The following is a 21451-nucleotide window of genomic DNA, read 5'->3' as shown; positions in this document are numbered from 1 at the left end:
TCTCATAGACACACTGAATAATATCTCCAAGAGATTTATTATCTTCGTTAACTTTACAGTTCAATTTTTTTATGTTGTATTAAGCCACATGCTAATTCATTAATAAAAAACATATTTTTTTCATATAACCTATATAGGAAAAAAATGACAAATATTCTTCCATTGCGTTCATTTTTGCTACCCCACTATTTTATTACTGCAAAAAAACGTCATAATTGTCAATTTAGGGTCGGCTTTTACAATTTCAAAGTATACAAAAAATAATTTATTATTAAAACTTAGTTATTGATTAAATTAAATAAAAACTTAAAAACAGAATTAAATAAATAATTATTAATGCTTGTCACAAAACACACAAAAAAGGCCAATCGAAATGTAACCGTCAGTTGACTAAAGCTTACAAATTGCATTATAAAATTAGAGTATTTTTCATTTATTTGTGAAATTTAAACCTGAAAGTTGACAAAATAATGATGCAAGATTCAGTATTGCCAATTTTAGAGTTATTCTCAGCTCAAACTTATAAATAAAAGTGACGCGCTGCAAGCAGTGAGAAATACATTAATGAATACCTATAGCATTTTATTTATTTAATATTCAATTAATTTTAATTTAATAAATCATTAAGCTATTTCCGTATTCTATTAATTATTGAGATACCTTTTATAGGAGAAAAAAAATGTATCAAAAACGGCAAAAAGATGCAGCAATCGACTATATCAAAACTGAAATTGATATGTTAATTGATCTTGACAATTCTGATGAAATCATTAAGAGCAAAAATCATCTTGAAATGACGCTGCTATTATTGGTCAAATTAGAGATATTTGGTTGGGATCAAGCCCAAACTTTAGCTAGAGAACTCAGTGTAACAAGTAGGACCGCAATTGACTGCTTGGAACATATGAAAAAAATAGCATAAGCGCAAGCAACTAAGCATCAAGAACACATTTCTAAGCAACTAGAATGAATAAACGCTCAAAATCAATGATGAAAATGAGCGTTTTAATTTTCAAGTGCCACTACTCGAACCTAAATCAAATTACTTCTAAACATTTAGTTCATCTGTTTTTTGTTATGGGCAGATCTCTTTATCTAAGCGTCTAGAAACCCAGTCAATAAAAGCTGTTTTATTACGAAATTGGGGTGTATTGAATAAGTTAATATCCAATTCAAAATGATCAAAATTCAGTAGCTTATACACTCCACCACCTAAAGGGATTAAACCAGTATGCGGATATTTAATTGCTTTTAGCGCATTTCTCAAAAATAATGCTTTGATTTGTATGTCACTGTTTTTATAGGATTGATAGCTTTGAGAGTTTATGAATAGCTCATATTCTCGATCTAAAGTTTGAACAATTTCAGAAAAAAACACTTTATGCTCCTTTATTATTGGAATTATTTTTATACCACATAAAAATAAAAAGCCCATCATTTGATAAGCTTTTGTACAATTAAACATAAATTCTATTGGATACTTAATTCATCATCTTTAGCAACAATGACGGAAGTGAGCATTGGAACACCAAGAATAATCGGAACCATGATAATCCATAAATCCGTAGTCAACTTACTAGAAAAGAAGAAATGAATCACAAGAGCGACCAGAGCCAATACCGCAAATAGAACACCCATGAATCGAACTGCAAATTTAACAAGCATTTTTGGATCCTTATGATTCTAATACGTATAAACAGTATACGCCTACTCAGTAAATTAGGGCATTTTCTTTTTCTATTGCACTATAAAACCAACATATATTTCTAAAATTCAAAAAAGCCCAACATGAAGTGGGCTTTTTTGAACTAAAATTATTTCGCTTCGTTTACCCCAACGATAAACTGGCTGCAATTTGAACCTGCAGAAGCATTTGCCAGCTGTTTTTCAGAAAACTGAAATTTGGAAGCAACCGATTGATAGTCTTTCTTAAGACTTTGTCCAGTCAGTGTGCCTAACTGTTTAACCTGTTGTGGCGTTAATAATTCATTTTCAACCGCTTGATTCATCATGACACAAGCTGTAGTCATTGCATCATAACGTGCTGTAGTCTTTGAATAACCGAATGAACCGATTAAACCACCAATAACTAAACCGATAAGTAAAGATAAAATAATATGCTTTTTATTCATTTAAGTAACCTAGACAACCAATAAAAAATTAAGCAAATAAATATATTCACTTTTTCAAAATAAACGATTCGTTTTCTGTTTTTATTGTAGAGCGCTTTGCGGGATTTAAGCTACGAAATGTAACTTCTTATGAATTCAGCAACTTTATGGTTCCTGCGCGATAAGAGCGTCTTGATATTGCATTTCTCTAGCGTATTCATGATTGAAATTCTAAATTTTGCTGCAGCAAGCGTATAAAAAGTACCCTTTTAGATCCCATTCAGACAAAAAAATAATTTTTCTCAATTTCATGTGAAATCCATGGCAGCAACATGCCTTCTCAAATAAACAATCATTAAATTAAATGCTTAAATTTACTGTAATTTTACTCTTTGTTTACTTAAATATTTTGCAACAACTATTTAGATGCAGCAATGTTTAATTGTTAACCACATCACATATTTTAAAGCTGTTTTTTTTAATTTAATCTAGCGCCCTCAGAGAGCCTTTTATGCTCTTAACGGTTCATACTTTAAGGATATCTATGGATTTCATTCTTAATCCAACATATACGCTCATGCTAGCGGTGTTGGTCCTCTACGTAGGACGCATTTTAAACAAGCACATCCCGTTTTTAACAAAATACAATATCCCAGAGCCTGTTGCAGGCGGTTTAGTCGGCGCAATTATTTTTTACTTAATCCATCAATTTGCGGGTTATACAATTTCTGTAAATAAGCCAATGCAAGACACTTTTATGCTGATGTTTTTCGCATCCATTGGTTTAAGTGCTAATTTCGCCAAACTCAAAGAAGGTGGCAAACCATTAATCATCTTCTTAATTGCAATTTCCTTCTTTGTCATCATTCAAAATGGCGTTGGTATGGCAATTGCCTCTGCCGTAGGCCTTGATCCATTGATGGGTGTTGTTGCAGGTTCAATTGCCTTAGTCGGTGGCTTAGGTACTGCGGGTGCTTGGGGTCCAATTTTTGAAACCAAATACGCAGTTGAAGGCGCATTACCAATGGGTATTGCGAGTGCAACTTTTGGTATGGTGGTTGGCGGTTTAATGGGTGGTCCATTAGCGCGTTATCTTATTCGTAAGCATAATCTGGCGTCACCTTTAAACGCTGAAATACGCGAAGAAAATAAAGATGCCCCGCTTACTGATAGCGAATACACATTTGAAGCACCACAGAAAGTTCGTTTGATCACTGCAGACAACGCAATTGTCACCTTAGGTATGTTTGCATTTGCGCTAGCGTTTGCAGAAACAATGAAGAACCTGACGATTGGTACTGCAATTGAATTGCCTACCTTTGTCTGGGCATTGGGCGGCGGTATTCTGTTACGTAATGTGTTAGAAACAGGCTTAAAACAAGAAATCTTTGATCGTTCAATTGATGTATTTGGTAACACTGCCCTCGCGCTTTTCCTCGCCATGGCACTGGTATCATTAAAACTCTGGCAACTCGCAGACCTTGCAATTCCAATGATCATTTTGTTAATTGCTCAGTCTATTGCAATGTGGGTCTTTGCTGTTTATATCTCCTTCCGTGTGATGGGGAAAAACTACGATTCAGCAGTACTGGCTTCTGGTCTGTGTGGTTTTGGTATGGGAGCAACTCCAAATGCGATTGCAAATATGCAAGCCATTACCAACATGTATGGTCCTTCACATAAAGCATTCCTGATTGTTCCTCTTGTCGGTGCATTCTTTATTGATCTGGTAAACGTTGTTGTTATTCAAAGTATCTTACAAATCTTTGGTTAATTGCTAAGTCATAGATTGACTGCTTGATTGATTTTATTAAAGCCATATCTTCAATAGATATGGTTTTTTTATGTATGGCATTTCAAGCTTCAAAGTGAGAAGTTCTTGCTATTTTATCTTTAGAATCTCTAGATCAGGTATTTTTGTCCTATAAGCACATGGTGAACAATTTTACTCAATGCTAAAAATTACTGATTCAAATTGATTCGTAATTTTATATTGGGTGACAGGTATGATCACAGAAAATCATCAACTAAAAGCAAGAAAAGTATATTTTGATTTTTCGGAATCTTCTGTTTGTTGGATGCCAAATGACCCGCTATGCTCTCACATTGCCAATGGTATCAATATGTTGCTACCTGCAGGTGAATTTTGGTTTTGTCGAGTTTTTAATAAAGCACTCCCTTATGTAACTGATGAAAACCTAAAACAAGAAGTTATCGGATTTGTTCGTCAAGAAGCTGCTCATGCCCGTGCCCACGAAAAAGCACAAGATTTCTTGAGAGAAAATGGTTATGACATTCAAGATCCATTAAATCGTGCTCACTTTATTTTTAATATTCTTCTCGGTGACAAACCTTTAGGGATACCGTTCCTCAAGAGTGAAAAGTTGGAGGAATACTGGTTGTTGTTCCGAGTTGGTGTTATTGCTGCAATCGAGCACTTTACTGGAACCATTGGACAATGGACACTCGATAGCAAGTCTTGGGATACAGCAGATCCAGCTATGACTGACTTATTTCGCTGGCATCTTGCCGAAGAAGTTGAGCATCGTTGCGTTGCCTATGACCTTTTTGAGCATTTACTCACCAACAAATTTGGTTTCTATGTCTCTCGACAAGTGATCATGATGGGTGTATTCCCTCTGTTTATTTTCTTCCTTGCAGATTTTGCGCGTAGCCTTGGACAACAAGATCTAGAGCATCAAGATATCCAAAAATTAATGCGTCGCGGATTCTTTAGATTTATCCGTGAATTTGAAAAAACTGCAACACAAACAGATAATCTGCCAACCATTAAATATTTATGGAAAGCAACTTTACGTTGGACATCTCCAAAATTTAACCCAGTCCATGAAGGCGATACTGAACAGGCATTGGCATATATGGCCCGCTCACCAGCAGTACAATATTTCGAACAAATGACTCAAAACTCAGGCAAGACGCCTGTAGCAAGTTAATTTTTTTGCAATATCCTTCATCAGTATCATACTTTTCAATTTCACACCCTTAATTCGTTAAGGGTGTTTTTCTTCAAGACTTGAGCTTAAACATACAGCAGGTAGAAACAATAACTAACAGTTACTTAACAAGGAAATTTAGTTTGTTTTAACTCATTTTTAAGTACTGCATAATTTTTTTGTGCTTCATTTTGAGTAAAATTAAATTCATCTTTGGCCATCACACTTTCAGCAGCATCCTGCATATAGCCCTGATACTCTAAATAATGTTCCATAATGAGCTTGTGTAGATTTACTTTACTCTTCTCAACCAAGCATTCTTTTTGCTTTGCCTCTAACTGCTCATTTTTCGACTTTACTTTTCCTCTTAAGCCGTATTCAAATTGAATTTGATCATCTATAGATTTGAAATAAACATCAGATAAATTAACGTAATCATCTTTAAAGTTTTTAGCATCTGCTGTACGACATATACCGAATAAAAACATAAGTATAACTATAGATATTATTTTCATCACCGTTTCTATATATATTAATTTTCACTTATTATAACATCATATTGGACAAAAAACCGCCTTAAAATCAAACACCAATACGTTTAAAAACATAAAACAAAGCATGAAGAATAACTAAATAAAACCTTATTTAATATCTCCCTATTTTAAATAACTACACTTAGTTATAAGACAAACTTTCTAATCAAAAAGTCACATCAATATTCTCTATAATTGATGAAGCCACATCTAATGCATCTCTTCCAATCTCAACAAAAATTTCAACTAAATCTACTGGATTAACATTAATTGAATTCACCACCGAACTCTGTGGCTGCTGATCTTCATTTTCTAATTCATTTATTTTATTATTTTGGCTATTCGTTTCTGCCTCTACCTATTAGTGAAGCCATTTAATTCATAAAAAAGTAGTATATTATCAAGGGTGTAATTCTTGAGCTTGATGATTAAAACAACCTCACTATCTTTATAAATTACATCCTTACTATTTCTATCATCTATTCATCTAATAGTTTTTCTTCACTTAAAATAGAAGCTTGATCTATTGTCTGTTTCCTTTCTCATCATTTATTTTCTTTTACCATCTTCTGGCAGCTTTTCTGCTATCCTACAGGGGTGAGCTGAATCGTACTGTATAATTAGAGGAAATGCGGCATGCTGCAATGGTTTGAAAAATTAGTTGATCCCTATCCAACGAAAGACTTAAACAAACCATTACCAACCACTTTTTTTGCTTTCGTTTGGCAATCAACCAAAGGCATCCGCCCTTATCTCTTTATTCTGATTGCATGTACTGCAGCCGCAGCAAGCTTCGAAGCACTATTTTTCTCTTATATAGGCAAATTGGTCGATTGGCTGACACAAAGTCACCCAAGTACATTCTTAGAAAATAACCAACAAAACCTCACCATCCTGATTAGCATCCTTTTTGCCAATATCTTCTTTGTCAGCCTGCAATCTGTAGTGAAACATCAAGTTTTGTTTAGTAATTTCCCAATGCGTATGCGTTGGCGCTTCCATAACTTGTTATTACAACAGAGTCTAGACTTCTTCCATACTGACTTCGCAGGGCGTCTTTCTGCCAAAGTGATGCAAACTGCTTTGGCTGTGCGCGAATTCTGGATGATTCTAGGTGACATGCTGGTTTATGTACTGATCTACTTCATTACGATTAGTGTGGTCTTAGGCTCCATTTCTCCTGTACTTATTATTCCTTTAATGTTGTGGCTGGTTTTTTTCATTGTGATTGCCAGCTATTTTATCCCCCGTTTAGGTAAAATTTCCAAAAAACAAGCGGATTCACGTGCTGTCATGACAGGCCGTATAACGGATGCTTATACCAACATCCAAACTGTAAAACTTTTTGCGCATGCAGGCCGTGAAAGCCAATATGCCAAAGAATCCATGCAAGAGTTTATGGTTACGGTTTATAAGCAAATGCGTTTAGGGGTCAAATACGAAATCAGCATTCGTCTACTCAGTGCATTTCTATATATTGGTGTCATTGGCACATCAGTTTGGTTATGGACACAAGGGCAAGCTGCCATTGGAGTGATTGCAGCAACCACGGCGATGGTACTGAAGCTAGACAGTATGGCTGAGTTTTTAATGTGGCATGTCACCATGCTATTTGAGAATGTCGGTACCATTCAGGATGGTATGACCACCCTAGGTAAACAGATCCAGATTCAGGATAAGAAAGATGCGACTGAATTAAAAGTTCAGCATGGTGAAATCCGATTTGAGGACGTTAGCTTTGCTTATAACCAAAAAAATGTCATCGAGCATTTTAACTTAACCATTAAACCTGGTGAAAAAATTGGCGTTGTGGGCCGTTCTGGTGCAGGTAAATCGACACTGATTCAATTACTACTTCATTTCTACGATATCAACCAAGGTCGTATTCTGATTGATGGTCAAAATATTCATGATGTTACCCAAGACAGCTTACGCGCCAATATTGCATTAGTCACGCAAGATACCTCTTTATTACACCGCACTGTTGCTGAAAATATTAAATATGGTCGCCCAAATGCGACTGAAGCGGAAGTGCAACTTGCGGTTAAAAAAGCCAGAGCAGAAGAATTCATTCCCCAACTGACAGATCAAAAAGGTCGTGTTGGATTTGATGCCTACGTTGGTGAACGTGGTGTGAAACTCTCTGGTGGACAGCGTCAACGTATTGCAATATCGCGTGTTTTCCTCAAAGATGCACCGATTCTCATCCTTGATGAAGCAACCAGTGCGCTTGATTCGGAAGTTGAAGCTGCCATTCAAAGTAGTTTAAATGACTTGATGGTTGGCAAAACAGTCATTGCAATTGCACACCGTTTATCTACTATTGCTCAAATGGATCGCCTTATTGTCCTTGATCAAGGTCGAATTGCTGAACAAGGAACACATGAGGAACTGATTGCTAATGATGGCTTGTATGCACAATTATGGAAACGCCAAACAGGTGGTTTTTTAGTTGAACAGCGAGTGACTCAGGACACAGAATAATGTTGTATTTAGAAGACTTAAATATTGGTGATCGTTTTAGCAGCCGCGAATATGAAATGACACTTGAAGAAGTGAAACAATTTGCAGGTCAATACGATCCCCAACCTTTTCATTTGGATGAGCAAGCAGCAGCAGAACATCCTATATTTCAAGGATTAGCCGCAAGTGGTTGGCATACTTCTGCAGTGACCATGCGCTTATGGACGGAATGCTTTCCTGTTGCAGGTGGCCTGTTAGGTACTGAATCAAGCTTACGCTGGCCTCGCCCAACCCGTGTTGGCGATAAAATTCACGTAGAGATTGAAATTACTGCAATTGTGCCATCTAAAACCAAAAATGATCGTGGTATCGTCAGCTACGTAACACAAGCTTTGAACCAATATGGTGATGTGCTATTAATATCAACAACCAAAATTATGGTCTTTAGAAAACCAACTTGATTCTTGAATATTCGGTGACTCTTTTGTCCAACAATTTTTATGATTGATTATTTTTTTTCATGTAAAGATGTTTAAGACTTAAATGTTTAAAAGATATTGGCAAAATTGATGAGCGCCACGGAAAGCACATGAAAACAACCTCAACTCGTCAAGATCAAGGAATACCAGGCGTCTATGGCTTATTGCTATTAGATGTCGTTTCTCGCTGGGGATATAGCGATGAAACATTGTTTGCACCGTTTCACTTAACCAGCGAACAACTGGCTGATCCGAACTATCGAATTCCAACACCGATTGCGAATGAATTGGTGAAACACTCTTTACGCCTTACCGGTGAAAGCACACTGGGCTTTCATCTAGGTACGCAGATGCGTATTTCCATTCATGGCTTTATCGGTTATGCCATTATGACGGCGCATGACATTACCGATGCGATTGCTCTGGCAAGCCGTTTCATTCAGTTACGCCTTCCCTTTTTACAGCTCTATTTCTCGACTTTCGGGCCTAAAGCAACTTTACAACTACAATGTGATATTGAAGTTGAGCCATTGCGTACTGAAATCATTTTAGGCTTAACCATTGGTATTATGACCATGGCCAAAGCCCTCACAGGCATTGATGACCTCAGCGGTGAAGTTGATCTGGACTTTCCTGAACCTGCTGGCTTTGAAAAATATAAAGATCGATTAACCAGTACAGTGCGTTTTAATCAGCCCCATCTGATTTCAAGCTTCGATAAAAAATATCTCGGCTTGAAAATGGTCAATGCAGATCCCATTGCCAGTCAAATTGCAATTAACCAATGCGAAACTGAACTTTCAGCGCTAGGCGAACGTCGTCGTTTAGCAATGCGGGTACGTGATATTTTAACCAATTCAGAACAGCACTATCTGAGTATTGAAAGTGTGGCTGAACGCTTGCATATGTCAGATCGTACCTTGAAACGCCAATTGGCTGCGGAAGGTACATCCTTCTCTACACTCGTGGATGAAGTGCGTTACCGACATGCAACCTCTTTGCTGTCTCGAACCGATTATAGTTTGGAACAAATTGCAGATGAACTCGGTTATTCCGATGTCGCGAATTTCAGCCGAGCCTTTAAGCGTTGGAGTGGTCGTAGCCCAAGTAACTGGCGTAAAGACCCTTATTTATAAGTTCACGAAAGCTTTTGTTTTTATTGAAAAGCATGTATAAACCAAATAAAAATGATACGACAGATTGTTAAGGAGTTGTCATGAATCATCCAGCAGAATTGAAATATGCACGTACGCATGAGTGGGTAAGAATTGAGGGCGACCTCGTTGTTACAGGGATTACTGATCATGCACAAGATGAGTTGGGTGATTTAGTCTATGTGGAAACCCCTGAAGTGGGTAGCCATGTCACCGCAACCGAACAAGCAGGCATTGTTGAGTCAGTTAAAACAGCCTCTGATATTCATGCGCCTGTTTCTGGAACTGTGGTTGAAGTGAATACTGACCTTGAAGATGATCCTGATTTTGTTAATGATGAGCCGTATGGCAAAGGATGGATTTACAAAATCAAGCCAGACAATATGGCTGATGTTGAAAAATTGCTTTCAAATAGCGAATACGAATCAGGTTTATAATTTTTATAAATCAGACTGATCTATTAAAAAACCGAGTTAGACCCTCGGTTTTTTATTTGTTAGAACATTGATTATTTCACTAAAAGCCAAGCATCCTGCCAGTTCGAGCCTGTGCCGGGTACGTATTGATGTGCTTGAATGCTACACCAACCACTATAAGGAAAAGGCTTGCACTGATATGTGCGTCCATCACTGCCCAATACCGTGGTCCCTGCTTTATATGTACTGATATTCTTCGGATAAACAAAATCATAAGAACCATCACCACTGATCGGGGCACGCTCAATTTTGATTTCAACACGCTGAATACCACTATTTAAACTGCTATAAACATCATTTTTGCCACTTACAGGTACAATCTCCCCCTGTGCATTTTTAATACCTGCGCGCAAGGCACTATGTTCTCGATTAATCGCCTCCGCTAATAAACGTGGCCAAACATTTCGGCTACCATTGGCAGTACTGCTAATTCGTAATTCTGTTTTTAAATTTGGATTTTCGCCATTGGTATCAAAAACTCGTGTCGATACACGATCATTTACCGATAGGTCATCAAGCGGATTAATATCACCAATATCGTTCCAGCTTTGAACTGGTTTCGGTGGTTGCGGATCCACGGGTGTTGTTGGACGACCTGAACCGACATTTACATCAATAACATTATAAAAGGCATTACTGGTATCACCGATATCCCAAACCGCTAAAATGACATGATAACCACTTCGGTCAGCAGGTACATAACAGCGATGTGTTTCCACGCTGGCAGGTTTTTGGTACTTACCATCCACCGTACAAAAAGGATTCAGATCAAAAGAGCCACGTGCCAATGGAGCTGAAGGATTCCACCCTTGTTTAGTGATGAAATAACGCCAGCCTTGAGTCACATGTTGTGCGGTAAATTGCCAAGTAAAGTCATTTGCACCTGTGGGCAAATTTGTCTTGACCCATCGTGTCGGTGATTGGGCATTCAATTCTGAAAATTGACTCAAATTGGCATTGGCAATTTGACCATCTGGTGGTCCAGACTGCGGAAAACCTTTCGGAGCTTCTAAACTCTGCGGCTCCCATACAATGCTGCCACATTGAGTATTCTTATTTAACTTACAGGCATAGGCTCGAGATTCTGGTTTCAGTACATAGCCGTGTGCAAAAACCAATGAAGGTATAATCGGTAGTACCAATATTCCCATCGAGATTAAACTGCGTCTAATAAAGTGATGCATCATCCTTATTCTACCTTTGTCATTTAACTTATTTATTGTTGTTAAGCATTGGTGTTCTTAAGACACCTCTTAGACCATAGGTGAGCCGCCGAGACAAGACAACCACCTACTCTGTAATGATCTGTAATACGTCAGTTGACTTGATCACAGGAATAAAAGCTTATGATGACCCGATCAAATTATTGCACCAATCCATTATTTCTCAGTGCAATCAAAAAAGCCCAATTCAATTTGAACTGGGCTTTAATCACAGCTTAATTTTCAGGATTTAAGCGACATCATCTACGTGAATACCATCGACTTCAGAAACCAAGTTTTCAAAAGAGAAAATTTCATCCAGTTGCGCTTGAGTCAGTAGATCACGCTCTAAAACCACCTCTTGAATAGTTTTATGTTCAGCAATACATTGTTTACCGATTTCATCACACAATGCATGCCCCAAGAGTGGATCAAGCAAGGTAATAATCCCGACACTGCGCATCACTGCATCATGGCAAGCTTGTTCATTTGCTTTGATGCCACGTACACATTTTTCATCTAGGCTTTGAATTGCATGTGTAAGCAGTTCAATTGATTCATTCAATGAAATTGCAATCACAGGTTCCATCACATTAAGCTGTAATTGCCCTGCTTCTGCCGCAAAAGTAATGGTTAAATCGTTACCAATCACTTTAAATGCAATCTGATTCACCACTTCAGGAATCACAGGATTTACTTTTGCAGGCATAATCGAAGAACCAGCTTGCAGCTCAGGCAATTGAATTTCGCCTAAACCTGTCCGTGGTCCAGAGCTAAGTAAACGTAAATCATTACTGATCTTTGAAAGCTTACATGCTAGACGCTTCAAAGCACTCGATAAAATAATGAATACACCACAGTCACTGGTTGCTTCAACATAATCTTCTGCACCGACCAGATTCAAACCTGTAATCTCTTTTAAACAGGATACAGCTTTGATGGCATAACCTTTTGGTGTATTAACACCTGTGCCAATCGCAGTCGCACCTAAATTCACTTCAAGTAACATTTCTCGGGTACGCTTAATCAAACGCACATCTTCTTTTAATAAGGTCGCAAAAGCATGAAATTCTTGCCCGAGCGTCATCGGCACCGCATCTTGCAACTGAGTACGGCCCATCTTTAACACATAGCGGAATTCAATCGCTTTATTTTCAAATGAAGTAATCAACTTATCCATTTGCGTGAATAAAGCATCCAAAGAACAGTAAGTTGATAGGCGAATCGCTGTTGGATAGACATCATTGGTTGATTGTGACTTGTTAACATGATCATTTGGATGAATCACATCGTATTGACCTTTTTGATGGCCTAATGATTCAAGTGCAATATTAGCAATCACTTCATTGGTATTCATATTAATTGAAGTGCCTGCACCCCCCTGATAAATATCAATCGGGAATGAGTCTTGCCATTTTTCAGTTTCAGTAATTAAAGCATCACAAGCATGTTGAATCGTCAGACTTTGAGTTTCAGTGAGTTTACCAAAACTTAAATTCGCTTGAGCTGAAGCCTTCTTTACTTGCGCCAATGCACGAATAAAATAGCTATTTTGTCCAACTTTTTGCGAAGAAATCTTAAAATTTTCAATGGCGCGTAAAGTATGAATTCCATAATAACAATCAGCTGGGACTTCTTTTGCACCGAGCAAATCATGCTCTATTCTTATCGTTGCCGTGTGAACCGTTTCCACTTTCCATTTCTCTCAGACAATGCACCCTAATGGTGCAATGAAATAATATGAGAGATTCCAAGCAATTTTTCATTAGCAAAAGCGCTTAACATTATATTTTTTTATATTCAAATTTCACTGAATTGTTGCTGTTGTAACATTATATGTCAAAACTTCTGCCTAGTTTTTAACTGATTTAATTTAATCTACATCTGTACATTTTATGAATTGTAACTTTTGCATACATTTTGAGTTTTTTTTGCACGCAGACCATTCATATTTTGATGAAAAAAAATCCTATTTTTTGAATTAAAAAATTAAGATTCATACACTTATTTTAAATTACATAAAATATACAAATAAAATACACAAACATAACAGTATTTTAAAAATCATTTGTGCTTGAATCTGTGACCTTATCAATCCCAAGAATAGTAAATCATTTTTTTAGCTATTCAGGTGTGATTGCAAATTATGGATATGTAAGGACAGGCATCCATTATGAATTTTTCTAATCCCACAGTTGTTGTATTCGTGGTCTATATCCTGGCCATGCTTGGCATCGGTTTATACGCCTATTTTTCTACCAAAAACCTTGACGATTATATTCTTGGAGGCCGAAGTCTAGGCAGTTTTGTAACCGCTTTATCTGCGGGCGCATCAGACATGAGTGGTTGGTTACTCATGGGTTTACCTGGCGCAATTTACTTAACTGGCTTATCTGAATCGTGGATTGCTATCGGTTTGATTATCGGTGCTTGGTTAAACTGGTATTTGGTTGCAGGACGTTTACGTGTACACACTGAAGTACAAAACAATGCCCTCACCTTACCAGATTACTTTACTGGTCGTTTTGATGACCAGAAGAAAATCCTACGCGTCACATCTGCATTGATTATTCTTGTTTTCTTTGCGATTTATTGTGCTTCTGGCATGGTCGCTGGTGCACGATTATTCGAAACATTGTTCCACTTGCCATATAGCACAGCCTTGTGGTTAGGTGCATTCGCAACCATTGGTTATGTGTGTATTGGTGGTTTCCTTGCGATCAGCTGGACTGATACTTTCCAAGCAGGCTTAATGATTTTTGCATTATTACTGCTTCCAATCGTGACCTACATGTCTTTAGGCATTGGTATGGAAGAGTTTACTGCAGTTGTTGAAAGTGTACGTCCACATGCATTTGATTTTGCGACAAACTTAAGCGTTGTTGCGATTCTTTCTGCTGCAGCTTGGGGTCTCGGCTATTTTGGTCAACCGCATATCCTTGTCCGCTTTATGGCAGCCGACTCGGTAAAATCAATTCCAGCTGCACGCCGTATCGGTATGACATGGATGATTTTATGTTTGGCAGGTGCAGTCGGTTCAGGCTTTATCGGTATCGCTTATTTCCAAATGCACCCAGAGTTTGCAGCAGCAGTAACGGCTAACCCTGAAACTGTATTCATGGAACTTACCAAAATCTTGTTCAACCCTTGGGTTGTGGGTGTAATTCTTGCTGCGATTTTATCTGCAATCATGAGTACGTTAAGCTGTCAGCTTCTGGTATGTTCTAGTGCTTTGACAGAAGATTTGTACAAAGGCTTTATCCGTAAGAATGCATCTCAAAAAGAACTGGTTTGGATTGGTCGTGCAATGGTGATCGCGGTTGCAATGCTTGCCCTTGTTCTTGCACAAAACCCAGAAAGTAAAGTACTAGGCTTAGTTGCTTATGCTTGGGCTGGTTTTGGTGCAGCATTTGGTCCATTGATTATTCTTTCATTGTTCTGGAAACGTATGACGTTAAACGGTGCATTGGTGGGTATGGTTGTGGGTGCTTTGACAGTCATCCTATGGAAAAATTTCTTCGGTTACACCGGCATCTATGAAATTATTCCAGGCTTCGTTTTTGCATTGATCAGCATCGTTGTGGTGAGCTTACTTGGTAAAGCACCAAATGCAGCGGTGACAAGTCGCTTCGAACAAGCTGATGAAATCTATGCGCGTGAAATGAAATAATTTTGATCAAAATTTAAGGGGCTTTCGAGCCCCTTTTCTTTTATCTAAAATTTTGTTTTTGACTTAATTTTTATTTTAGAGCTGTCTTTCACCACCTGCATGACTGGATAGCTGCGTGTTTCCTTCACACCCGGGAGCTGCCATAAAATCTGCCCTGCAATACGGCGAAACTCCTCCATCCCCGCACTTCGTAGTTTAATCAGAAAATCAAAACCTCCACTGACCATATGGCATTCCACGATCTCAGGATATTGGTTCACCGCATCAATAAAATCATCTAGCACGTGCGGTGTGGTCTTATCCAATAACACTTCCACAAAGACCAAAAAATTTGCATTAAGCTTATTCGGATTGAGCTTTGCCTCATACCCTAAAATAAATTCATCCTTTGTCAGTTTCTGTACACGTGCCATCACCGCAGTCGGTGACAGGTTCACTAATTCTGCCAATTTACTATTAGAAATTCTCCCATCTGCTTGAAGAATATCCAGAATTTTTAGGTCAGTTCGATCTAGTGTATAAATAGGGCCATTCAACTGAATTTTCCTCTAAAAAATGGGTAAATTATAGTGAGTTACTCGGGATTCATTCTGTAATCATAAATTATCTAAACCTCTCTACTCAATATGTTCTAGAGATTGTTATTGGAATTTAGTATGAATACATTGGATACTCCCGCACAAATGGAAACAGCTCACATCGACGGTTATATCACCGAATTTAAAGAAAAAAGTGAGTTTGAGCAACGCATTAATACGGCTTGGCGACGTGCAGAGCCTGAAGCAGTGGCTGTACTTGCTGAAGCAGCCAACATTTCCCCAGAACTTGATCAGAAAATTTATGAACTTGCGTTTAGCCTAGCGCATAATTTACGTGAACGTAAAAGCTCGGCGGGTAAAGCAGGTATTGTTCAAGGTTTACTCCAAGAATTCTCGCTTTCTTCACAGGAAGGTGTGGCATTGATGTGTTTGGCTGAAGCTTTGCTTCGTATTCCAGATACAGCGACACGCGATTTATTGATTCGTGACAAAATCAACCAAGGTAACTGGAAAGATCACGTCGGTCAAAGTAACCTGATGTTCGTAAATGCTGCTGCATGGGGCTTAATGTTAACTGGCAAGTTAATGGAAACTCCAAAGCAAACCAGCTTATCGAGTGTTTTGACTGGTCTTTTAGCGCGTAGTGGTCGCGGTATCATCCGTAAAGCAGTTGACGTTGCCATGCGTATGATGGGTGAGCAATTCGTTACAGGTGAAACCATCGAAGAAGCGCTTGAACATGCAAAACCATTTGAACACAAAGGTTTCCGCTACTCATACGACATGTTGGGTGAAGCTGCACTGACTGAACATGATGCAGACCGCTATTACAACGACTACACGCAAGCGATCCATGCCATTGGTAAAGCATCAAATGGTCGTGGCGTTTATGATGGCCCTGGTATCTCAATCAAGCTCTCTGCTTTGCACCCACGCTACCAACGTGCACAAATTGCACGTGTTCATCATGAACTTTACAACAAAGTCTTCGAACTTGCTTGCTTGGCAAAACAATACAACATCGGTTTAAACATCGATGCTGAAGAATCTGAACGTTTAGAAATTTCCCTCGAATTGCTTGAGCGTTTATGTTTTGAACCTAAGCTTGCTGACTGGAAAGGCATTGGCTTCGTTATTCAGGCTTATCAAAAGCGTTGTTTCTACGTTGTTGATTACATCGTTGACCTTGCAAAACGCAGTAACAAGCGCCTGATGATCCGTTTGGTGAAAGGTGCATACTGGGATAGCGAAATCAAGAAAGCTCAAATTGATGGTATGACGGATTACCCTGTGTTTACCCGCAAAGTACACACTGATTTGTCATACATTGCTTGTGCGAAAAAATTACTTGCTGCACCTGATCAAGTGTATCCGCAATTTGCGACACACAATGCGCAATCACTTGCAACGATCTATACCTTGGCTGATCCAAGCAAATACTATCCTGGTCAATACGAATTCCAATGCTTGCACGGTATGGGCGAACCATTGTATGAACAAGTGGTTGGTTCTAAAGAAGATGGCAAATTAGGTGTTCCATGTCGTGTTTATGCACCTGTTGGTAACCATGAAACTTTATTGGCTTATTTAGTCCGTCGTTTACTTGAAAATGGTGCAAACACCTCATTCGTAAACCGTATTGCTGATAAGACTTTAAAAGTTGAAGACTTGATTCAGTCTCCAATCAAAGATATTCAAACTTCTGCGAAAGATGAAGGTCAGCTTGGCTTAAAACACCCTGCGATTCCACTTCCGCATGATCTTTACCCATTACGTCCAAACTCAAATGGCTTTGATCTAAATAACGATCAACCTTTAACAGACTTAGATGCAACTGCACAAAAACTTCGTAATCACGTGTGGAAAAGTGCACCATTACTTGGATTTGAATCAACAGTCCACGATCAAAGCAATGCGATTGCAATTACAAACCCAGCACAAAACAGTGAAGTTGTTGGTCATGTCAATGAAGCAACCAGCGCAGATGTACAACTGGCGCTAGAAGCAGCGGTACAAGCACAACAAAGCTGGGCTGCCACAGACAAAGTAGAACGTGCAGCTTGCTTAAAACGCGCTGCAGATTTGATGGAAACTCGCATTCAAGAGTTGATGGTCTTACTTTGCCGTGAAAGTGGTAAAACCTATGCCAATGCTATTGCAGAAGTTCGTGAAGCAGTCGATTTCTTGCGTTACTATGCAACTCAAATCGAAAACTTGCCTGCAAATGCACAAGTCAAGCCATTAGGTACCGTATTGTGTATTAGCCCATGGAACTTCCCTCTTGCGATTTTCTCTGGTCAGATTGCAGCGGCATTGGTGAGTGGTAACTGTGTGATTGCCAAACCTGCTGAACAAACACCGTTAATTGCAGCTCAAGCCGTTCAAATGCTTTGGGAAGCTGGCGTGCCACACGGCGTTGTTCAACTTCTTCCAGGTCGCGGTGAAACCGTTGGTGCGCAATTAAGCCAAGATGATCGTGTTCAAGGCATCATGTTCACAGGTTCGACTGAAGTTGCAAAAATTTTGCAAAAGACTGTCGCAAAACGCTTGTCTCCAAACGGTCAACCCATTCCGTTAATCGCGGAAACCGGTGGTCAAAATGCGATGATCGTTGATTCATCTGCGTTGACTGAACAAGTGGTTCTCGATGTTGTCAGTTCTGCATTTGACAGTGCGGGTCAACGTTGTTCTGCACTTCGTATCTTATGTGTGCAAGAAGACAGCGCTGCAACAGTCATCAAAATGTTGAAAGGTGCAATGCAACAGTTGATCGTTGGCAACCCTGCGATCTTAAAAACTGACATTGGCCCAGTAATTGATACTGAAGCAAAACAAACCATCGATACGCACATTCAAAAGATGAAATCTAAGGGCTACCCTGTTCATCAATTGATGTTTAACGATGCGGTAAGCCAACAAGCGCTTGCACAAGGTACATTTGTTCCGCCAACAGCGATTGAATTGCCAAACCTTGACGATCTAGAACGCGAAGTGTTTGGTCCTGTATTGCACATCATCACTTATAAATATGGTGAGCTTGAGCAATTGATCGACCGTATCAATGCCAAAGGCTATGGCTTAACCATGGGTCTGCATACACGTATCGATGAAACCATTAATACTGTGATCCAGCGTGCTGAAGTGGGTAACTTATATATCAACCGCAACATCGTGGGTGCAGTTGTAGGCGTTCAACCATTTGGTGGTGAAGGTTTATCGGGTACTGGTCCTAAAGCGGGTGGTCCACTTTATATGTACCGCTTGATGGAACATTGTTCAGAGAAAGTATTGGCGACCCCATTTGCGGTGAAAGCTGAAATCTCTCAGTTTGATGCAGTTTCAAATGTTGCTTATCAAAGCTTATTGTCTTGGGCAAACCAAAACATGCCGCAAGCAATCACAGCGATTCCAGCATTTGGTGTAGGTAAGTTCTACGAGTTGCAAGGCCCTACGGGTGAAAGCAACCAATACATTATCTTACCTCGTCATCGTGTGCTTTCAATTGCGAATGATGAAGCAAGCCAGCTTCAACAATTACTTGCGATTTTCTCCGTCAGCAGTACTGCGGCTGTGTTGAAAGACAATGCATTCTTAGTAAAACACAAAGCATCTTTACCAAAAGATGTCTTAGATGCAATCACTGTGATTTCAAGTGTTGAAAAAGATGCGTTTGATGCAGTGCTTCATCATGGTTCTGTTGAACAGTTGCAAGACTTGCAAACTAAAGTTGCGAATCGTTCAGGTGCGATTGTCGGGATTACCCAGTTACAAGCCAATGAACAAATTCCTTTAGAACGTCTTGTTATCGAACGTGCAATCAGTGTGAATACTGCTGCAGCTGGTGGTAACGCAAGCTTAATGACTTTATCTGAAGATTAATTTTTAAATCCCTTGCGGAGCTTCAAACGCTCCTCATCCTAGCCCGAATCATGTTTACATGGTTCGGGTTTTTTATTATTTTTTAGATCGCCTTATTCCTATTATAAAATGAGACCATTTAGATGCATTTCTTCTCAGCCCCTGAATATCAACCCAACTGCGCTCAGCATTTTGAAGATTATAAAAATAAAATCCAGCAGCTTATTCCTTTTGCAATTGTTGAGCATATTGGTTCATCCGCCATTCCCAATGCAATTTCAAAAGGTGATCTCGATATTTATATTGAAGTACCCGCCCATCAATTTTTAGATTCAATTGAAAAATTACAACAGCTTAATTTTAAAGAAAAACTTGATACACTACGTACTCATGAACTTTGTATGCTGGAATCACAACAACATGATGTGGCATTGCAAATCGTGGTGACAGGTTCAGAGTTTTGCAATTTCATCACCTTTCGGGATCTATTAAGAAACTCACCTAGCCTGACACAACAATATAATCAGCTCAAACAAAGATGTATTGGCTTATCTCAAGACCAATATCGGCAAATTAAAGCAGATTTTATCCAATCTGTACTCGCCCTAGGCTAAGCATATAAATAAGTGAATATCACAATTTCCTGCACCTTAGCGTGCTTTTTTGATACCATTCCCGTTTAGATTTCACCTGTAGTTTTCTTTTTTATGACCATATCTTACCAACAGCAACTTCAAGAGAAAGTTGAACGTATTACTACACAGTTTGCATCGTTCAATCCACCAGCTTTAGAAGTGTTTCAATCGCCCGAACAGCATTTCCGTATGCGTGCAGAATTTCGTATTTGGCATACCGAGGATGATTTGTTCTATGCCATGTTTGAACGTGCTGAAGATGGAAAACAAAAAGAAGTTATCCGCGTGGATGCGTTTCCGATTGCAGATCAAAGCATCAATGATTTGATGCCACGTTTATTAGATGAATTAAAAGCAGTCCCGATTCTATCGCAACGTGTTTTTGAAGCAGACTTTCTCTCAACCCTAAGTGGCGAGATGCTGGTCACCCTGATTTACCATCGTAAATTAGATGCTGAATGGGAAACAGCGGCCAAAGCCTTAGCTGAAAAACTGAATATTAAAATCATGGGTCGTAGCCGTGGCCAGAAAGTGATTATTGGCGATGATTATGTGGTTGAACAACTTAATGTTCACGGTCGCACCTTTAAATATAAACAAATTGAAAGTAGTTTTACCCAACCTAATGCGCAAGTGTGTCAACATATGTTGGAGTGGGCTTGTGATGCTGCACAGAAGTCCGAAAAAGACCTTTTAGAATTGTATTGTGGTAATGGTAACTTTACTTTGCCACTGTCTTTGAAATTTAAGCGTGTTCTCGCAACTGAACTTGCTAAATCTTCAGTCTACGCAGCGCAATGGAACATTGAGCAAAACCAGATTGAGAATATTCAAGTGGCGCGTTTATCTGCCGAAGAGTTTACTCAGGCATATCAAGGTGAACGTGAATTTAGACGTTTACAAGAAGCTGAAATCGACATGCAAAGCTACGACTTTGACACGGTTTTTGTTGATCCACCGCGTGCAGGCATCGATGATGAAACGCTCAAACTATTACAAGGTTTTGAACGTATTCTCTATATTTCATGTAACCCAGATACCTTGCATGACAACTTAAAAACACTTTGCCAAACCCATCGAATTGTGAAGTTCGCCATGTTCGATCAATTCCCTTTTACCCATCATGTGGAATCAGGTGTTTTGCTTGAAAAGATTTAAACAAATTATTTCAACGTAACAGTAATTTATAAAGGGTTCGAGTAACCCTTTATTTTTATTCGAAGTATATTTATAAAAAAATGATATTTTTCAAAGGTCAAGTCATTCAAATGTCATAATTTCGTTGAACTTTAAAAGACTCATCGAAAAAATTGAAGTTTAACTGCTGCTTTTATCACTTAAGCTGACTTGTATTTTATTTTAAAGCGGCTATATTTC

18 protein-coding genes are annotated in these 21451 nt (G+C 38.8%); 11 read left to right on the top strand and 7 right to left on the bottom strand.

Translation table 11 applies throughout. From position 1 onward, the window contains the following. Positions 1–679: 679 nt before the first annotated feature. Positions 680–922, top strand: coding sequence for a hypothetical protein (locus tag B2727_RS14780; protein WP_005203192.1), 243 nt, complete (start codon positions 680–682; stop codon positions 920–922). Positions 923–1075: 153 nt separating this feature from the next. Here B2727_RS14780 and B2727_RS14775 read toward each other — a convergent pair whose 3' ends face one another. From B2727_RS14775 to B2727_RS14765, 3 genes are all read right to left on the bottom strand, one after another. Continuing rightward, complete coding sequence (locus tag B2727_RS14775) at positions 1076–1378, bottom strand: hypothetical protein (RefSeq protein WP_005316041.1); 303 nt, start codon at positions 1376–1378, stop codon at positions 1076–1078. Positions 1379–1470: 92 nt separating this feature from the next. Then, positions 1471–1665, bottom strand: a complete 195-nt coding sequence (locus B2727_RS14770) for a hypothetical protein (RefSeq protein ID WP_005203190.1) — start codon at positions 1663–1665, stop codon at positions 1471–1473. 149 nt (positions 1666–1814) lie between these two features. After that, entirely contained in the window at positions 1815–2132 is a 318-nt protein-coding gene (locus tag B2727_RS14765) for a hypothetical protein (protein ID WP_033133291.1), read from the bottom strand. A gap of 523 nt (positions 2133–2655) precedes the next feature. On the opposite strand from B2727_RS14765, the gene gltS reads away from it, so the two are divergent. After that, positions 2656–3885 carry a sodium/glutamate symporter gene (gene gltS / locus B2727_RS14760; RefSeq protein ID WP_033133292.1) on the top strand — a complete coding sequence of 410 codons (1230 nt, stop codon included), beginning with the start codon at positions 2656–2658 and terminating at the stop codon, positions 3883–3885. Positions 3886–4117: 232 nt separating this feature from the next. Then, on the top strand, positions 4118–5065 hold the full coding sequence (locus B2727_RS14755) for a metal-dependent hydrolase (RefSeq protein WP_033133293.1): 948 nt from the start codon (positions 4118–4120) through the stop codon (positions 5063–5065). Between the two features lie 125 nt (positions 5066–5190). Here the strand turns inward: B2727_RS14755 and B2727_RS14750 are convergent, their stop codons facing one another. Beyond that, a complete protein-coding gene (locus B2727_RS14750; protein WP_004807675.1) occupies positions 5191–5553 on the bottom strand; it encodes a hypothetical protein in 363 nt (120 codons plus the stop codon). A 681-nt stretch (positions 5554–6234) separates the two neighbouring features. On the opposite strand from B2727_RS14750, the gene B2727_RS14745 reads away from it, so the two are divergent. The 4 genes from B2727_RS14745 (at position 6235) to gcvH (ending at position 10131) form a co-directional block, all read left to right on the top strand. After that, positions 6235–8082, top strand: coding sequence for an ABC transporter ATP-binding protein (locus tag B2727_RS14745; RefSeq protein ID WP_005189223.1), 1848 nt, complete (start codon positions 6235–6237; stop codon positions 8080–8082). Next, on the top strand, positions 8082–8522 hold the full coding sequence (locus B2727_RS14740; protein WP_004807678.1) for a MaoC family dehydratase: 441 nt from the start codon (positions 8082–8084) through the stop codon (positions 8520–8522). Before B2727_RS14745 ends, B2727_RS14740 begins: the two co-directional genes overlap by 1 nt. Positions 8523–8650: 128 nt before the next feature. Continuing rightward, positions 8651–9676 carry an AraC family transcriptional regulator gene (locus tag B2727_RS14735; protein ID WP_004807680.1) on the top strand — a complete coding sequence of 342 codons (1026 nt, stop codon included), beginning with the start codon at positions 8651–8653 and terminating at the stop codon, positions 9674–9676. An 80-nt stretch (positions 9677–9756) separates the two neighbouring features. After that, entirely contained in the window at positions 9757–10131 is a 375-nt protein-coding gene (gene gcvH, locus B2727_RS14730) for a glycine cleavage system protein GcvH (protein ID WP_005211933.1), read from the top strand. A 71-nt stretch (positions 10132–10202) separates the two neighbouring features. On the opposite strand, the gene B2727_RS14725 is transcribed toward gcvH, so the two are convergent. Then, positions 10203–11357, bottom strand: a complete 1155-nt coding sequence (locus B2727_RS14725) for a lytic polysaccharide monooxygenase (protein ID WP_033133294.1) — start codon at positions 11355–11357, stop codon at positions 10203–10205. A gap of 265 nt (positions 11358–11622) precedes the next feature. Further along, entirely contained in the window at positions 11623–13065 is a 1443-nt protein-coding gene (aspA, locus tag B2727_RS14720; RefSeq protein WP_033133295.1) for an aspartate ammonia-lyase, read from the bottom strand. A 480-nt stretch (positions 13066–13545) separates the two neighbouring features. Between aspA and putP the strand changes: the two genes are divergently transcribed. Then, positions 13546–15042: a sodium/proline symporter PutP gene (gene putP, locus B2727_RS14715; RefSeq protein ID WP_033133296.1), complete on the top strand. Its 1497-nt coding sequence runs from the start codon at positions 13546–13548 to the stop codon at positions 15040–15042. Positions 15043–15086: 44 nt separating this feature from the next. On the opposite strand, the gene B2727_RS14710 is transcribed toward putP, so the two are convergent. Further along, entirely contained in the window at positions 15087–15578 is a 492-nt protein-coding gene (locus B2727_RS14710; protein WP_033133297.1) for an Lrp/AsnC ligand binding domain-containing protein, read from the bottom strand. A 120-nt stretch (positions 15579–15698) separates the two neighbouring features. Between B2727_RS14710 and putA the strand changes: the two genes are divergently transcribed. The 3 genes from putA to trmA all read left to right on the top strand — a co-directional run bounded on the left by putA (position 15699) and on the right by trmA (position 21232). Next, on the top strand, positions 15699–19460 hold the full coding sequence (putA, locus tag B2727_RS14705) for a trifunctional transcriptional regulator/proline dehydrogenase/L-glutamate gamma-semialdehyde dehydrogenase (protein ID WP_033133298.1): 3762 nt from the start codon (positions 15699–15701) through the stop codon (positions 19458–19460). A gap of 122 nt (positions 19461–19582) precedes the next feature. Beyond that, on the top strand, positions 19583–20053 hold the full coding sequence (locus B2727_RS14700) for a GrpB family protein (RefSeq protein ID WP_033133299.1): 471 nt from the start codon (positions 19583–19585) through the stop codon (positions 20051–20053). Between the two features lie 93 nt (positions 20054–20146). Further along, positions 20147–21232 carry a tRNA (uridine(54)-C5)-methyltransferase TrmA gene (gene trmA, locus B2727_RS14695; protein ID WP_033133300.1) on the top strand — a complete coding sequence of 362 codons (1086 nt, stop codon included), beginning with the start codon at positions 20147–20149 and terminating at the stop codon, positions 21230–21232. The last annotated feature ends 219 nt before the right edge of the window (positions 21233–21451 follow it).

The sequence above is a fragment of the Acinetobacter sp. UBA991 genome (assembly GCF_002292065.1).
GTDB classification, from domain to species: domain Bacteria; phylum Pseudomonadota; class Gammaproteobacteria; order Pseudomonadales; family Moraxellaceae; genus Acinetobacter; species Acinetobacter higginsii.
Note: the sequence above shows the minus strand (reverse complement) of the source record. Positions and strands in the feature narration are given on the sequence as shown.

Excerpts from the sequence above, each read along its gene's own strand:
- gcvH (WP_005211933.1), top strand. The coding sequence starts at position 9,757 with ATGAATCATCCAGCAGAATTGAAATATGCACGTACGCATGAGTGGGTA.
- B2727_RS14750 (WP_004807675.1), bottom strand. The coding sequence starts at position 5,553 with ATGTTTTTATTCGGTATATGTCGTACAGCAGATGCTAAAAACTTTAAA.
- putP (WP_033133296.1), top strand. The coding sequence starts at position 13,546 with ATGAATTTTTCTAATCCCACAGTTGTTGTATTCGTGGTCTATATCCTG.
- trmA (WP_033133300.1), top strand. The coding sequence starts at position 20,147 with ATGACCATATCTTACCAACAGCAACTTCAAGAGAAAGTTGAACGTATT.
- B2727_RS14745 (WP_005189223.1), top strand. The coding sequence starts at position 6,235 with ATGCTGCAATGGTTTGAAAAATTAGTTGATCCCTATCCAACGAAAGAC.
- B2727_RS14735 (WP_004807680.1), top strand. The coding sequence starts at position 8,651 with ATGAAAACAACCTCAACTCGTCAAGATCAAGGAATACCAGGCGTCTAT.
- B2727_RS14700 (WP_033133299.1), top strand. The coding sequence starts at position 19,583 with ATGCATTTCTTCTCAGCCCCTGAATATCAACCCAACTGCGCTCAGCAT.
- B2727_RS14740 (WP_004807678.1), top strand. The coding sequence starts at position 8,082 with ATGTTGTATTTAGAAGACTTAAATATTGGTGATCGTTTTAGCAGCCGC.
- B2727_RS14770 (WP_005203190.1), bottom strand. The coding sequence starts at position 1,665 with ATGCTTGTTAAATTTGCAGTTCGATTCATGGGTGTTCTATTTGCGGTA.
- B2727_RS14725 (WP_033133294.1), bottom strand. The coding sequence starts at position 11,357 with ATGATGCATCACTTTATTAGACGCAGTTTAATCTCGATGGGAATATTG.
- B2727_RS14755 (WP_033133293.1), top strand. The coding sequence starts at position 4,118 with ATGATCACAGAAAATCATCAACTAAAAGCAAGAAAAGTATATTTTGAT.
- putA (WP_033133298.1), top strand. The coding sequence starts at position 15,699 with ATGAATACATTGGATACTCCCGCACAAATGGAAACAGCTCACATCGAC.
- gltS (WP_033133292.1), top strand. The coding sequence starts at position 2,656 with ATGGATTTCATTCTTAATCCAACATATACGCTCATGCTAGCGGTGTTG.
- B2727_RS14765 (WP_033133291.1), bottom strand. The coding sequence starts at position 2,132 with ATGAATAAAAAGCATATTATTTTATCTTTACTTATCGGTTTAGTTATT.
- B2727_RS14780 (WP_005203192.1), top strand. The coding sequence starts at position 680 with ATGTATCAAAAACGGCAAAAAGATGCAGCAATCGACTATATCAAAACT.